The organism is Thermostichus vulcanus str. 'Rupite' (assembly GCF_022848905.1).
GTDB lineage: Bacteria > Cyanobacteriota > Cyanobacteriia > Thermostichales > Thermostichaceae > Thermostichus > Thermostichus vulcanus_A.
Genome location: NZ_JAFIRA010000040.1, coordinates 22,220 through 37,581, shown reverse-complemented (window position 1 = coordinate 37,581; position 15,362 = coordinate 22,220). Strand labels below are relative to the sequence as shown.

General features: G+C 56.8%; 11 protein-coding genes. 7 read left to right on the top strand and 4 right to left on the bottom strand.

Features of this window, described 5'->3' with window-relative positions:
* Window positions 1–390: 390 nt before the first annotated feature.
* On the bottom strand, window positions 391–3,942 hold the full coding sequence (locus JX360_RS13595) for a tetratricopeptide repeat protein (RefSeq protein ID WP_244351986.1): 3,552 nt from the start codon (window positions 3,940–3,942) through the stop codon (window positions 391–393).
* A 466-nt stretch (window positions 3,943–4,408) separates the two neighbouring features.
* Here JX360_RS13595 and JX360_RS13590 point away from each other — a divergent pair, with 466 nt between their 5' ends.
* The 5 genes from JX360_RS13590 to msrA all read left to right on the top strand — a co-directional run bounded on the left by JX360_RS13590 (window position 4,409) and on the right by msrA (window position 9,185).
* Window positions 4,409–4,780, top strand: a complete 372-nt coding sequence (locus JX360_RS13590) for a hypothetical protein (RefSeq protein WP_244351984.1) — start codon at window positions 4,409–4,411, stop codon at window positions 4,778–4,780.
* Window positions 4,781–5,028: 248 nt separating this feature from the next.
* Complete coding sequence (locus tag JX360_RS13585) at window positions 5,029–6,915, top strand: BamA/TamA family outer membrane protein (protein WP_244351982.1); 1,887 nt, start codon at window positions 5,029–5,031, stop codon at window positions 6,913–6,915.
* 144 nt (window positions 6,916–7,059) lie between these two features.
* Window positions 7,060–7,947, top strand: coding sequence for a PspA/IM30 family protein (locus JX360_RS13580; protein WP_244351980.1), 888 nt, complete (start codon window positions 7,060–7,062; stop codon window positions 7,945–7,947).
* Window positions 7,948–8,044: 97 nt separating this feature from the next.
* Window positions 8,045–8,482, top strand: coding sequence for a PPC domain-containing protein (locus JX360_RS13575; RefSeq protein ID WP_244351978.1), 438 nt, complete (start codon window positions 8,045–8,047; stop codon window positions 8,480–8,482).
* A gap of 76 nt (window positions 8,483–8,558) precedes the next feature.
* Window positions 8,559–9,185, top strand: a complete 627-nt coding sequence (gene msrA / locus JX360_RS13570; protein WP_279611503.1) for a peptide-methionine (S)-S-oxide reductase MsrA — start codon at window positions 8,559–8,561, stop codon at window positions 9,183–9,185.
* 13 nt (window positions 9,186–9,198) lie between these two features.
* Here the strand turns inward: msrA and JX360_RS13565 are convergent, their stop codons facing one another.
* From JX360_RS13565 to JX360_RS13555, 3 genes are all read right to left on the bottom strand, one after another.
* On the bottom strand, window positions 9,199–10,353 hold the full coding sequence (locus JX360_RS13565; RefSeq protein ID WP_244351968.1) for a SpoIID/LytB domain-containing protein: 1,155 nt from the start codon (window positions 10,351–10,353) through the stop codon (window positions 9,199–9,201).
* Between the two features lie 225 nt (window positions 10,354–10,578).
* On the bottom strand, window positions 10,579–12,057 hold the full coding sequence (locus tag JX360_RS13560) for an efflux RND transporter periplasmic adaptor subunit (protein WP_244351966.1): 1,479 nt from the start codon (window positions 12,055–12,057) through the stop codon (window positions 10,579–10,581).
* Window positions 12,058–12,528: 471 nt separating this feature from the next.
* Window positions 12,529–13,527, bottom strand: a complete 999-nt coding sequence (locus JX360_RS13555; protein ID WP_244351965.1) for an NAD(P)/FAD-dependent oxidoreductase — start codon at window positions 13,525–13,527, stop codon at window positions 12,529–12,531.
* Window positions 13,528–13,680: 153 nt separating this feature from the next.
* Here JX360_RS13555 and JX360_RS13550 point away from each other — a divergent pair, with 153 nt between their 5' ends.
* The gene (locus JX360_RS13550; RefSeq protein WP_244351963.1) at window positions 13,681–14,655 is read left to right on the top strand and encodes an SPFH domain-containing protein; all 975 of its coding nucleotides are present in this window, start codon (window positions 13,681–13,683) and stop codon (window positions 14,653–14,655) included.
* 26 nt (window positions 14,656–14,681) lie between these two features.
* Window positions 14,682–15,233 (top strand): ribosome maturation factor RimM, encoded by a 552-nt coding sequence (gene rimM / locus JX360_RS13545; RefSeq protein WP_244351961.1) that lies wholly within the window; start codon window positions 14,682–14,684, stop codon window positions 15,231–15,233.
* The last annotated feature ends 129 nt before the right edge of the window (window positions 15,234–15,362 follow it).

Here is a 15,362-nt window from a genome sequence, read left to right as displayed (position 1 = left end):
ATAGGTAGGGTCGGCTCAGGGGATGGGGTAGTTGGCAATCCCCTGAACTCCATGAATACCTTGCAGTCTAAGGTTGCAAGGGGCTAGAAGGGAGAATCCCCCGGTTTCTAACCGGGGGAGTGTCAAGTTCTCGCACTCTTAGGAGTTAAACTCAGCCCCTCGTCGTCGGTGCTACCGCCATATCTGGGATCCCTATTGCCAAACTGCCCTTGCCTGAGTACCTTTGGGCCGGATTGGAAACTCAGGGGTTAACTCTGGGGCATTGATAAAATCACGAAAAGATACAGCCCTTTGCGCCAAGGGTACGCTAGCGCGTATGGCGCCGACAGGCTTTGCCAACGCCTCTCGTCCTACGGACGACATCGGTTAGGGACACCACCGGTTGGATAGTTAGCTCATTAGGATATCGGTGTGAACGTCCTCTGGTTGCCGTGAGAGCAGCTTATGTAAAGACTTCTGGGCCTCAGGTAGGTGCGGGTTGAGTTCTAAAGCCCGGCGGAACTCCTCAATTGCCAAATCCAATTTGCCTAGGCGAGCTTGTACAGATCCGAGGCGGTAATGGGCGGCCACGTAGCTATTGTTCAATTCCAGGGCTTCTTGATACCGTTGGGCTGCAAAGATCAGGTTTCCTTTCACCCGTTGCAGTTCCCCAAGGCCAAAGTGAGCTTCCGGCAAGTCGGGATCCTTGCGCAGGGCACTCTCAAAGTAGCGCAGCGCCACCTCCGCCTGACGAGAATTGATAAAGCGTTTGCCAGAGTCATCCGATTGCTTCTGGGCCAGTTGCAGCAAACCCAGGGCAGCCGTGGCAACATGAAGCTCGGGATCCAGCTCTAGTGCTTGATGAAAGCGTTGTTCGGCTTCGGCAAAATTGCTCTGGGCCATCAGAACAATACCCGTACCATATATCGCTGGGGCAAAACCGGGTTCCTGCACTAGGGCTTGTGAGAACTGTTGCCCAGCCTGAGCCAGATCCCCAGCCTGGACCAGAGCCAGACCATAATCCGTCAGCAAGGCGGGGGTGGCCGGAGTTCTCAAGGTTTGAGCGGTGCGGTAGGCCGCTATTGCCGCCTTCAGCTGTCCAAGTCGGTAGAGGGCAATGCCCATCTGGTGATGAGCCTCAGGCAACCCCTCGTTCAAGGCTAGGGCTTCCCAGCAGCTGTCAATAGCGGATTGGTACTGCTTCTGCAGAATTTTGACCTTGGCGATGCTGAGCAAGACCTCTGCTCGCTTGGGATCCAACTGCCGAGCCCGGTTGAGCGCCTCCAAGGCTGCTGCCCCTTCTCCTTGTGCAGCCAGAGCTTCTCCTCGCAGTTGGTGGATATGGGCTTGGAATCCTGGGGATTTGATGTTCAGGGTGAGGGCTAGTTTCAAGGGCTCTAAGGCTGCCCCTGGTTGCCGTTTTGACAGCAGCTGTTGGGATTGACTGAGTAAAGCTTTGACCAGATGGGTGTCGATATCCGGTTGGTAGGGATCCAACTGGCGGGCCGACCAAAGGTGATCCAGTCCGCTCTGCAGTTGCCCCGTTTGAATCAGCAGTTGTCCGAGACGAAAATGGGCCGGAGCCATGTCGGGGTTGATACTCAAGGCTTGTTGCAACGCTCCGATGGCCTGGCTCAATTGCTTCCCTTCGATCAAGCTAAGAGCACGGCTGTAGTGGCGGCTAGCCTGGTCTTTCGGGGTTTGACCACCCCCAGCCCCCGAGTTCCGCCGACGCAGCTGCCGTCCAGCCAGCCAGGTGAGGCTGAGCAGACTGGGGATCCCTAGCAATCCTCCCGTTATCCAGGCCCACCATCCTCCCGGTAGGGGCAGAGTTTCGCTGGGGCTGTAGGTGGGAGTGGCCGCACTCGTGGCAGCCGTGGGTGGGGGTGGGACCTGGGCTAGCTGGGGGGCAGTGGGTTGACCTTGGGTTGGGGGGCGTTGACCCTCCGAGGTATTCGGAACAGGATTGGCCTGAGCGGGTTGCAGGCGGCTGAGGGGGATCTGCAACCTCAATTGCCGGGTGGCTTGGTTTTCGGTGGCCGCGACGAGACGAGAAGGATTGGGGGTGGATTGACGGGCAAGGGTCGCTGCGATCTGTGCTTCCCGTTCCGCCTGCCCCCCAACACTCACCTGCAATACCGCTCGGGATCCGAGGGCTGTGGGGTTGGTGGGGTCTTGGTCCAGAGAGCGTTCCAGTTGCGCAAGAGCGGCTTGGGTTTGGCCTTGCTGAGCGAGGAGTAACCCCAGGTAACGTTGAGCTTCCGCATCATTGGGATCCAACCGCACTGCTTCTTGGAGTTGAGCAATGGCTTCTTCTCGGCGGCCCGCTTGTTCTAGGGCCAACCCCAAATAGCGACGGGTGAGGGCATGAGTAGGTTGCTGCTGGCTAGCCTGTTGGAGGTGCTGAATGGCGTTATCCAGGGATCCCTCCTGTTCCGCCAAAGCAATCCCCAAACCCAAACGAGCTTCCCAGGCATTCGGATCTACCTGCAGGAGCTGTTCAAACAAAGGAATAGCTGCCTCAGGGTTGCCTTGGGCCAGGTGTAGCTGGGCCAGGTTGAGGCGGGCCTCTGTCAGGTTGGCGTCCAAACTCAAGGCCCGTTCATAGCTGCTGCGGGCAGATTGTAGATCTCCTGCCGCTTGCTGAGCCATGCCCAATTGCAGGCGTAACTGGGGATTCTGTGGATCTGCTTGGACGGCAGCTTGTAAAGAGCTGAGGGCAGCCTCAGTGTACCCCCGTGCTAAGAACCATCGACCCAACCGCTCCTGAGCGGCCACATGCGCGGGATCCAGTTGGGCAGCCTGCAGATAATGACGAAGGGCGGGATCCCAATTTTTCTGTTGGGCGTAGGCGGATCCCAGTTGATAGTGGGCCTCGGCATCATTGGGGTTTTGGGTGACGGCCGTTTGCAGGGCTTGCAAAGCCGCTTCGGTCTGCCCCTGTTTTAAGAGAGCCATGCCCAACTGGCGCTGCGCGGAAGGAAGCTGGGGATCCACCGCCAAAGCGGCGCGGTACTGTTCAATCGCTTCCGGCAGGCTACCTTGGGCCAAGTGGATTTCAGCCAATAGGAACCTGGCTGGGGCGTGGTTCGGGTCGAAAGACAGCAGTGTGCTCAACTCGCTGGCAGCAGCACTGAGGTTGCCCTGCTGAGAGAAGGCTGTGGCTAAGTTGAGGCGAGCAACAGTATTACTGGGATCCGCAGCCAGTTGGGTTTGCGCCTGTTGAATGCGCTCGTTAGCTTGGTTGAGGCGGTTTTGGGCATGGAGCAGGGCTGCCTGTAGACGGGGATCCCGTGGGCGATGGCGCAAGCCCTGTTCGTACTGTTCGATCGCCTGTTGCCACCGCTCCGCCCGGGCCTGTTGCAATCCCTGTTGGTAGCCCCGTTCGGCCAGTTCCCCATCCCGTGAAATTTTGTAGGCGGATCCCAGCCCCACCAGGGATCCCACCAGAACTGCCCCCAGGGCCAACTGCACTCCCCGTTGTTTGAAAACTTGTGTCTGGGGTAGTTGATGCCAGAGGGCGTTGAGTCTTTCGGATAGGGGCTGGCCGGAGCGTTCTGGGGCTGTGGGGGGTGGCTCTCTTTCCGGTTGGGGTTCTGGGGCCATCTCGGCTGGGGGCGGCTCCTGCATCACCAATTCCGTTTGCTCAGCCAAGGGCGGATCCTGAGCGGATCCTTGGCCTGAGAACCGCAACACTTTGCGCCATTCTGCTTGGCTCTGCCCTGCTTGCCGTCCGTACAGGATCAGCTTCTCGAGCTCAGCCGGTCGCTCGGTCACCAGACAACTTGCTACCTGTCGCACCAGTTGAGGCCGTGGTGGAACTTGATCGCTGGGATACTCAATCAAAATATGCAGCTCATCAGCCTTGCGCACCACACGGACTTTCAGAGGAGCTAACCTCACGGCCAGGTTTTTCTGCAGCTCCTTCAGTTGGGTATCGATGGGGATGGCAGTCATAGTCATAGGATCGGGCTTCTAAATCTAGATAAGAGGGGCAACAGCCTGAAGACAGGTGTTGTTTAGAGATTTGGAGATAAGCCTGCACAGAATTCAGGCACCATGAAGAGAACGACTCAACACAGATGACTCAACACAGATATGGTACAGATATGGTATTGATGTGCTGCGTTGCTCATCCGGCCTGAAATCTCAGCGTACCCTTATCAAACCCGATTTGTTTACGTTTTTCATTCGGAGAAATGGCGGAGATTCCCAGGGATCCCCTACGTAAATCTGCGGAAATTACCGCAGGATCCCGTAGTTGGTGTCTTAGCGCGAGGATCACATAACCTGTGCGGAGGTATCGTGAAACTTCTATAAAGGGATCCCTCTCTGTCGCGTAGCCGGTTTTGCGGCAAGTCGATAGGGCTTTACCCTCGGGACGGGCTAGGGTAACGGGATCCCGAGTGTTTTGGAGGATGGATGCCCCATGTTATCTGCTCAGCGCATCTTCGGCGCAGCGGCCCTACTCAGCCTGTGCATCGGCATCGGCTCAGCAGCCCAGGCACAAACCGTCATTCCTCAACAAAAGGTGATCCTCAACAGCAATGCCACTACCGTCAATAGCGGCTCTGGCAATGCCACCACCATCCAAAACAACCTCTTGATCGTGCCCAATGCACCCGCGCCACGTCGTTCCGGCAGTTGGGGCCTCAGTGGTAGAGGTTCTTCTCGTCCGACCCCACCTCCTACCTCCATTACCGTCATTTTCGTCAACCAAGTCATCAACGGGCCCGTGGAAACCCAGCCAACACCAGACCCTTGTCAACAGGGTCGCTGCAGCAGCTACATCCTTCCCTAGGATTTCCATAGGTTGAGCAGCGAAATAGATTTAGCAGGACAGGATCCCATTGAGCCAGTGGGGAGGCCGCTTTTGGCACTCAAGACTGCCCAAGTCCGCAACCCCGCCAGCGCCAATGCCCGGATCTGGGTTGATATAATTCAGAGCGATTGTCCGCCTTGTTTTGGCGGTGGCCCAGTTTTGCTACACACTTTGCGTAGCCCCATTTAACCCAGTTCTACAATTCCAGTGGTGTGCGAGGGATCCCCATGAATCGTTCCAGGCAACTGCGCCCTTGGCTAGCGACTGCTCTTACCTGCGGGATGAGTTTATGGGTGGGGCTACCGGCTTGGGCCCAATCGGCTCCCGAAGCCGGCACCCTGGATTTGCGCACCGGTGGTGATACTCCAGCTCAAACTGCTCCCACCGCCCCTGCCACAGGCGAACCCGAGGTATTGGTGGCAGAGGTGCTGATCCAAGGAACAGAAGATCCTCAGTTGATCGACCGGATCTACAGTGTTATTCGCACCCGCGCCGGGGAAATTTCCACCCGTTCCCAATTGCGGGAGGACATCAACGCCGTCTTTGCCACCGGATTCTTTGCCGATGTGCGGGCGATTCCCTCCGACACCCCGTTGGGGGTACGGGTCACCTTTGAGGTGAAACCCAACCCAATCCTCAAAGCTGTGAAAACAGAAGGCGCAAGAGTGTTGGATCCCGAGGTGTTGCGAGAAGCCTTCCAGGATCAGGAAGGGCGGGTTTTGAATTTTGGCGACCTGCAAATCGGAGTGGCGGATATTGAGCAGTGGTATGCCGACAATGGCTATGTGCTGGCCAAGGTTACGGATGTACGTTCCTCGGAAGATGGCACGATCATTTTGGAAATTGCCGAAGGGGAAATTGAAGATATTCGCGTACAGGGGAACGATAAAACTCGCGATTTCATCATTACTCGTGAGTTGAAGGCCAAACCGGGGGATGTCTTTAATCGCAACCAAATTCAGGAAGATCTCCAGGCGGTTTTTGACCTGAACCTGTTTCAGGATGTGAATGTCGGCCTCAACCCCGGCCAGGATCCCGACAAAGTGGTGGTGGTGGTCAATGTAGAGGAACGGCGCACTGGTACCCTTGGGGGCACCTTGGGCGTTAGCTCGGCTACGGGTGTGTTTGCCGGCCTCAACCTCTCGGAGCAAAACTTGGGGGGTAACAACCAAAGCGCCAGCTTTAATGTTCAGGTAGGTACGACCGAAACCCTCTTCGACCTGAACTTCACGGATCCCCAAATTGCCACGATGGACATTCCCACCTCCTACAACGTCAATGTGGCCAACCAGCAAGCTTCGAGCTTTGTCTTTAATGAGGGTTTCACCTTGCCCAATGGGGATCCCGTGCGCATCAATCGACTGGGGGGTGGGGTTACCTTCTCACGGCCCATCGGAGACAACTGGCGGGCCAGCCTGGGCACTCGAGTCCAGTTTGTGGAAGCCCGCGATAGCAATGGTGAACAGCAGCGCTTTGATGTGTTGGGCAACCCGATCACCTTTAGCGAAAGTGGCCAAGACAGCTATACCACCCTGCGGTTTGGTCTTGTGAATGATACCCGTGACAACAGCAATAACCCCAGCGAGGGATCCGTTTTTCGCATCTCGACCGAGCAGTCGGTGCGCCTATTCCAAAACGGCCTCAATGCCAATCGTCTAGAAACCAGCTACAGCCAGTTCATTCCTGTGGAGCTGTTTGAGACCCGCAGTGAACGGCCTCAGGTGCTAGCCTTTGATGTGCGGGCAGGCACGACCATCGGGGATCTGGCGCCCTACGATGCCTTTGCCATTGGGGGTGGCAACTCAGTACGGGGCTTCTTCGAGGGGGGTGTGGGTTCCGGTCGCAGCTTTGCCACAGCCACAGCCGAATTGCGCTTCCCCATTTTCGACCCGGTGGGGGCGGTGGTCTTCGCCGACTATGGCACGGACTTGGGCAGTGGAGCCGCTGTGGCGGGGAATCCTGCCTTGGTTCGCAACAAGCCCGGCAGTGGCCTAGGACTAGGGGCTGGCATTCGCATTCAGTCGCCCCTGGGGCCGCTGCGGATCGACTACGGGGTCGGGCAAGGGGACGCTGGTCAGGGACAGTTGCATTTTAGTATCGGCGAAAAATTCTAGAAAACTGCTAGAGGCTGCTTCGCTGCCACCTCCGGCCCGAGCCACTTAGGTCGGGACACCAAACCGTTCAAAAGGAACCGGATCCCTGAGCTAGGGCAGCTATGATTTTCTTAACAATTCCTGTCCTCTGCCTTGGTCATCTGCATGAAGCCCACCCTTCCGCTTGCCCTGCTGCTGGGATCCCTAACTGCCTTTCTCGGTTCCAATGCTGTCTCTGCCCAAACCATGCTCTCGGGTACTGTGGAGCGGGTGATCGGGGGGGATGATGTGCTGGTGAATATCAACGGCCAAACTGTACAGGTGGATTTGGTCTACGTGCGTCCGCCGATTGGGTCTTTGGAGGTCGAACGGCAAGCTCGCAACTATTTAGAAGAACTGTTACCTCCAGGGACGCCGGTACAGTTGGATGTGGCTTGGCAGGCTTCTGATGGGCGCTTGTTTGCCTATGTCTACAGCAGCGATGGCTTGGTGAACTTAAAAATGCTGGCAGCAGGACGTTCGGTGGCTCCTTGGCGGCTGCCCAATCCAGTTTTGCAAACCTGGTACAGCGAAGCGCAAGCTTATGCCCAAGCCAATCAATTGGGAGTATGGCAGGCGGTGGAATCGGCTTCTAGGGCCCAAGCCGCTACCCCTTTGCCCGGTGGGATCCCGCTGTGGGGTGTGGGCGGGGCAGTGGCGGTGGTGTCGCTGGGGGTACTGGCCCAAAAGTTGCGGCGCAAAGGTGCGAGAACCCAACCTCCGAACCGCGACTTGCGGAAGGTACAGGGATCCCTGGTGGAACAGTTGCGGGAGCAAAAACACCTAGAGCGTCAATTGCAAGCCACCAAACAGCAGGCCGATATTTGGTTAGAACGGGCCAAGATGGCTTTGCACAATGAACAGGAGGATCTGGCCCGCCAAGCCCTACTGCGCAAACAAGCGCATCTCAAAGAGGTGGAACGGTTACAACAGGCATTGGATGAGGCAACCGTGCGGGTAGAAAGTACCCGGATTGAGCTGGCCGGATGGGCATCCTTAGGGGAGGGGGAGTAGACGGATAGGCGATGGGTTGTCTGTGATCTGGATCTTCGTTGAGGGTCACCTCTTGCTCTATGACAGGGATATTCATTCATTGCGGAGATCGGCTGTCATGCGTGTTGTTCATTTGCCTGGATTGGGGTTGATCGCCAGTTGCCTGCTATTGGGCCAGTTTGCCGCCTCGGCCCAATCTTTTTACAACCCAATCCCCCTGACCGCTGGAGAAACGGTCGAGTCGGTTCTCTCCTCGGAAGATATTCCGAGTGGCGAGTTGGGCGCTTTTTACCGGGATTACCGCATCACTGTTGCATCAGGATCCTATCTGGCGGTTGAGCTGTCTTCTGAGGATTTCGACACGGTGGTACGGCTAATCGGCTCAGATGGCAGCTTGGTGGCCGAAAACGACGATGCCAACTTTGAAACCACCAACTCGATTTTGGTCAGTCGGGTTGAAGCTGGCCAAGACTACACGATTCGGGTGGGTAGCTTTGGAGAGATCGGCGCGGGCCGCTTTCAACTGAAGGTGATCCCGTTACGCCCGGTGGACTAGCCTAGATGAGGGCTTTGGCTTCCCATTCACTTCCCATTCATTCAGTGATTCCCTGAACCTTCGCTAAGACCCTCCGATGTTGAAGTTGCGCCGCTGGATCCTGCTGGTTTTGGCTGTCTGTCTCTGGATCGGGGGATGCTCTACTTCCCATTCGCAGCCACAGGAGTCGAGTTTGCTCCAAGATCCACCAGCAGTGGCCACGTTTGCAGGGGGATGTTTTTGGTGCATGGAGCCGCCCTTCGATAAGTTGCCAGGGGTTTTACGCACCACCTCCGGCTATATGGGTGGGCATACGGTGGATCCTACCTATTCAGAGGTTTCTGCCGGTAAGACCGGCCATTACGAAGTGGTGCAGGTGGCTTATGACCCTGAGGTGATCACCTATCCGGAGTTGTTGCAGGTGTTTTGGCGCAATGTGGATCCCTTTGATGCCTCTGGGCAATTTTGTGACAAAGGAGATCAATACCGCTCCGCCATTTTTGTAGGCAATGACGCGGAGCGAGAGTGGGCGGAAGCCTCCAAGCTTGAATTGGAAAGCCGCTTTTCACAGCCGATTGCCACAACCATATTGCCGGCAGCCCCCTTTTATCCCGCCGAAGACTACCACCAAGACTATTACCTGAAAAATCCGAATCGCTACCAGTTTTATCGCTATGCCTGCGGGCGGGATCGGCGCTTGGCGGAAGTATGGGGGGAGAAATGACTGGGTTCAGCGTTCACAAGTTGGGAGCCCCCTCTATCACTTGCGTTCCGGGAAAGTAGTGATCCAGGATTTGCTGGGTGCTAAACCCCTGCTGGGCTAGGCCACGGGCTCCCCACTGACACAGTCCTACCCCATGCCCTGCTCCCCGATAGGTGAAGCGGTAGGCAGCAGAGGTGGCGGATCCCTCCAGTTGAAACCGATTGCTGGGCAGGATCCCCCAGCCCAGGGTTTGGCCAAGACGCAGCCAAACCTCCTGACCGGTTAACAGGCGGGATCCGACTCGAATGCGTAGGGGTCGCCCCCAGGGATCCGATTGCAGCACCTGGAGATCGGAACTGCCCAGAGCCTGTTCCAGATCTGTTGCGCTCACCTGAACGGTGTGGGGGCCATAAAAGGGAGAGTCTTGGCACCACTCACAGGCCACTCCTTGCAGGTAAGGGCGGGCGGGTGGGGCAAAAATATCTTGGTTGGCGCTGGTGTGGCCGCCACAGGTGGAGTGGAACAGAGCTGCTATCGGTTCACTTCCGTAGGTGAGAATCTGCCCCTGGGTTTCCCGTACCGCGGCGGTAGTAGAGGCGGTTTCGTAGGTCAGTCCGCCATAAAACTGATCAGCAGTGGAATCTCGCAAGGTATCCGCCGCACGGGCTCCCCCCGTCAACTCCGTTCTTAGGCTGGGCTGTAAGTAGGGAACGGCTAGGGTACGGGCCAGAATGGCTTGGGCTTGCAGAGCAGCGGCTGGCCAATCGGCAGGCATTTCGCCAGGAACCAAGGCCAACAGGTAGTCTTCCAACTGCACCCAGTTGATCAGGTGCAGTCGCTCCGGCCCCTGTGGACGAATTTGCACCCAACCCCGGTAACGCCGTGGCTCCCCAGTGGGGCTGCGTAACTCCCCGCCCTCCAGCCAAAGGGAGCCCTGATAGCGACGCGGCTGCCCCGGCCCGCTCAAAAAAAGCTGCTGGTGATGGACATGGATCCGCCAGCTACCGCTGGGAAAAGGTTGCCGCTCCAAGTGAAAGGGGCCGGTCACTTCCAAATGGGTCAGGGGATCCCCCAAACGGCTAAACAGCTCCACCGGTAACCAACCCAGAGACGGCTGAGCTTGAACGGAGCAGCGAGAAGTAATCCACAGGGATCCCAGTAAACCCACCCCAAACTGTCGTCGACGCATCGGCAGGGATCCCCCATACTCCTAACTTCTGCCTACAACCTATAAAGGGTACAGGAATAATAAGGGGAGGCAAGGTCGGGCGATGTTAAGGCATTGGCTGGGGGAGTTGTACCTGAAGCGGGATCCCAGTCGGACTGGGGCTGCTACATCCAAGGCAACTGATTACGAAGAACCTGACGACTCCCCGCGCATAGAATGCGGGGGGTTCTTTAGCGCAAGGGGCTGTTAACGAGGTTGGATCCGTCGCCCAGGCTGAACTTGATCGGAAGGGTAAAGAATCACTGTCTCACCAGGTTCCAAGCCCGACACCACTTCAGCTAGGGTGGTGCTGCGATGGCCTAAGGCAACCTGCCGTTGTTGGGCGAGTCCTGCCTCCGCCACGTAGACACACCACGCTTCCTGGCAGCGGAACAGGGCGCTCAGGGGTAATTTCAAAGCCTCCTCGTTTTGCCAGATGATGACCTCAGCCTCAATGCGATAACCATCCCCTAAGCGAGCCGGGGGCTCCTCCAAATCAGCGATGATGTTAACCCGTTGTTCTTCGACTCCCAGAGCCGATACTTTGGTGAAAGCTGCGGGTTCAATGGTGCGCACGCTGCCTTGCAGCACCTCCGCTCCGCCCCACTGCCGAATCCGCACGGGATCCCCAGGTTGAATCCTGACCGCATCGCTGGAGAGCACGTCAATTTCCAGCTCCAACTGACCGGGATCCCCTACCTCCACCAAGACGGTACCCGCGGGGACAAACCGGGCGCTCTCCTGATGAACCCGTAAAACCTGCCCCGCACCTGGGGAGGTGATGGTGGTGCGCTGCGCCGAGTCTGAGAGGCTGGCCAGCTCAGCTTCTAGACTGCGAATCTGGGCATCGTAAACCTGCAGCAGGTAGTCGGGATCCCGTTGCTCCGCTTGCAGCACCTGCAACCCCTGTTGTGCTGCGACAATGGCTGCTTGGGCCTGCTCCACCTCTTGTTGACGAGCAAAGAGGGTTTGGCGACGGCTGGTTTCCATCAATTCTGCTTCTTCCAGGGCCTGACGGGAGATGACCCCTTGACTAAAAAGACCTTCGACTCGCTGCCGTTCTCGCTGCGCCTGTTCGAAACTGGCCTGGGTCTCCTGTTGCTGGGCGAGGGCCTGTTGATGACGGGCTTGGACCGCAGTAATGTTGGCTTCTGCCTGCACCAGCGATGCGGCTTTGGGCCGTTGGGTGTCCACCCCCCGTTTTTCCGCTTCAAGCCGCTGGATCTGGGCCTGAATCGCCTGTACTTGGGAAGCTAAGGGCAAGGGATCCATACGGGCAATAACATCCCCTGCTGCTACGGGATCCCCGACTCGTACCGGGATCCGCTCCAGCCGCCCATCTACCGGGGCCGCGATCTCAAACCGTTCCCGCAGGCGGGTTTTGCCTTCTGCTTCAACGGTGACCTGCAACAGACCCCGCTCCACTACTGCCATGTCTACCGGCACAGGGGACGGCCAAAACGCCCAACCCACCAGAACCACAAAACCCACCCCTCCCAAGGCATAAGCGGCAGGTTTCCAAGAGCGTTTGCGCTTCAAGGACGGTGGGAGTGAGGATTGCTCCGTTTGAGGCTTTGGGGTTGACTGGGATTCGGCGGTAGCAGGGTGAGGATCCCTGGTGTGGGTTGAACCCGTTTGGGTTGGGCGGGCGTGTTCGGTTGCGAGCTGCCTTTCATCGTTTTTCATAACCACACCTTACATAGCCACACGGTGAGTGAACGTCCTCGCGTGTTTTCTCTCTTGGCAAAGCGGATAGCGTCCGGCTTTGCGTGGTGCAAAGTAATGATTTAGCTATCCTTGTCTACCCTAGCCCTGCTTTCATTACCGACGAGATAGCCAGGCCTATTCAGCAATAAAAGGCAATAAAGGCAATAGTGTTGCATCTTGGCTTTACTTGAGCAGGAGAGCTTGAGTTAAGGGATCCCCTTAAGACAGCGCATCCGCATCTAGGGGGTGTAACTGCGGCGTACCATGCTCTCTGGCAGGGGATAGACCTGAGGTCATTAACATCCTCCCCACCTTAAAGGGTGGAGATTTCTATCTAGAGGGCCAGACATAACTGGCCCTTGTTTAGGCGGGTTGACGCTTCACGGGATGTTGCGGGCAAGCCAGTCTTACACCTCCGCGTCCGTTTAGAGTTTCGTTCCTGCCGACTAGCTAAGCTGGGGAGCCCAGTCGTTCTACCCACTTGCGGGGTGGGGCGGCCCGTCGGATCTCCCGCCAAATCGCGGTGGCGGCCAGGGTGCCATCGGCAACAGCAATCGACACCTGGTTCAAGCCTTGCTTCAGATCCCCCAGGGCAAAAAGGCGCGGATGGGAGGTGCGGCACCACTCATCGGTGAGCAGGTTCTCCCCCTGCCAATTTAAGTCCGGGATCCCTTTTAGATAGGCATTGTGATACCGGGATCCCATGGCCACAAGGCCGGTGGTGGCTTCAATGTGGGTGCCATCTTCCAGTTCTACGCCGCTGAGTTGATGGTTTTCTCCGCAAAAGCGTCGAATCGGGGCTTCGTAGAGGGGGTAGCCATGCTCAGCTAGTTTTTCCCGCATGGCTGGGCCAACCGAACACAACCCGTGGGTCAACACTGAAATATAAGGGGTGAACCAATTTAACACGAAAGCTGTGTTGATTTGAGATTCAGAATTAACAATTAGCACGGCCTTCTGATCGCGCATTTCATAACCATCGCAGATCAAACACACATGCAAAGAATAGCCTGCATAGTCATAAACATTTTGCATATCTGGCAGTTGCGGCAGATGATCGATGATACCGGTGGCCGCAATCAGATATTTGCTGTGAAAAATCGGGTAGAGACTATTGGCTTTGCCTACTTTTACCTTGACAGCGAAGAGATCCCCTTCGTCACGAGCCTCTTCGACAAAGCCGCGCAAATAGTCTACCCCTAAGCTGAGGGCGTGCTCCAGTCCCTGTTGCAACAGGTCTCGCCCTGGCGTTGTTGGGGCCAAGCCCAGATAATTGCGTAAATCCTGCATCCAAAAGGAACGACCTTTGCCCTTTTCCACCACCAAGCAGCTCAACCCGTAACGGGCCAAATAAATCGCCGCCGAGAGGCCACCTGCTCCTCCCCCGGCCACGATCACGTCATAGGTCTTGTTCAGGGCAACTTCTAGATTTTTGCTGCTCAACTTCATGGATCGGATCCCCTTGCAATGTTTCTGTGATAACCCTTGGAGAGCCTCTCGAGATGAAGAGAGTCTTAAGAAAAGCTGTGTATGGCCTGAGTCCAAGGGGAAAGGGCAATCGCTTAAAATGGAGCTTGGACTCCAGATAAGGAGAAGACCTCTATGCCAGGTATCTTGGCGGCCATTGCCCTGATCTTTCTCGGCTACCTGTTCAACTCGGTCAAAATTATCAATCAGGGTTACGAGGCGCTGGTGGAGCGACTGGGTAAGTTTCACCGCAAACTGACCCCCGGTTTGCACTTCATTTTGCCCCCCATCGACAGCATTGTGTACCGGGAAACCATCCGTGAGAAGGTGTTGGATGTGCCGCCGCAGCAGTGCATCACCAGCGACAACGTCTCTTTGATGGCCGATGCCGTGGTTTATTGGCGGATTACCGATATGATCAAAGCCCGCTACGCAGTGGAGGATGTGCAACGGGCCTTGATCAACCTGGTGTTGACGGCGTTGCGCTCCGAAATTGGCCGCATGGTGTTGGATCAAACCTTTTCTTCACGGGCCGAGATTAACGCCCGCCTGTTAACCGAACTGGATGAGGCCACGGATCCCTGGGGGATCAAGGTAACGCGGGTGGAGGTGAAAGACATTCAACCCTCCAAGACCGTCCAAGACTCGATGGAAAAGCAGATGGCGGCGGAACGAGAAAAGCGGGCAGCCATCCTCAAGTCGGAAGGGGAACAGCAGGCCAGTATCAATCAAGCCACAGGGGCCGCCAAAGCACAACTGCTGCGGGCAGAAGCAGACAAACGAGAACGGCTGTTGCTGGCGGAAGGGACTGCAGAAGCCCTGAAAACCATTGCCGCTACCTTGCAAGCGGAGCCCCAGGCGAGCAATGCGTTGCAATACCTGATGGCGCAAAACTACATCGATATGGGGTTGAAGGTGGGCAATAGCCCCAGCTCCAAGGTGATCTTTATGGATCCCAACTCGATCCCGGGCACATTGCAGGGATTGCTTTCCATGGTGAATGTGTCGGAAGCTTCGGGATCCACCCCTCGTACCCTCCCTCAGCAGCGGTTCCCTCTGCGCACCCCCACCTCTTTTCCGGCTGAGGCAGATTTTCCTCGCCATGAGTAGTGTTTCTGGAACTGCGCTTGAGCACTATGCCCAATAAGATGCCGGATCCCAACTCCGACTGGTTGCTGGTGGGACGGGTGGTGGCGGCCCATGGCTTGCAGGGGTGGCTACGAGTGAAATGTCTATCGGATTTTCCGGAGCGCCTGACGGAGCCGGGGCAGCGCTGGCTACAGCGGGATACGGATCCTGAACCGCTATTGTATCCCTTGATTCAGGGGCAGTTTTTCCCGGCCAAGGGGTTGTACTTGGTGCAGTTACAGGGGATCCCCGATCGCACGGCAGCAGAAGCCTGGTTAGGGGCAAGGGTGCTGGTACCCGCTTCCGACAGGGTGCCCCTGGAGGTTGATGAGTACTACTACCGGGACTTAATCGGGTTGGCGGTGTACCACGAGGGCCAATGGCTGGGGCAGGTCTCGGGGATTTGGGCTGCCGGACAGGATGTCCTAGAAGTCACGACTGCTAGAGGACAACAGGTGCTGATCCCGTTTGTCAAGGCTTTTGTACCCGTTGTGGATTTGGAACAAGGGCAGGTGCACATACAACCGCCACCTGGATTGTTGGAGAGCTTTCTGGGCTAGGGGGCAGATTTGCAGTGCTCCCTACATTCTCTTCAAAACTACATCCCATTTCGAAGTTTGCCCTCAGAGGGGGCTAGGTGCCTGTTCTAGCCTTTTGTGCTATTATGGGAATGAATTTTGGCATCAAGC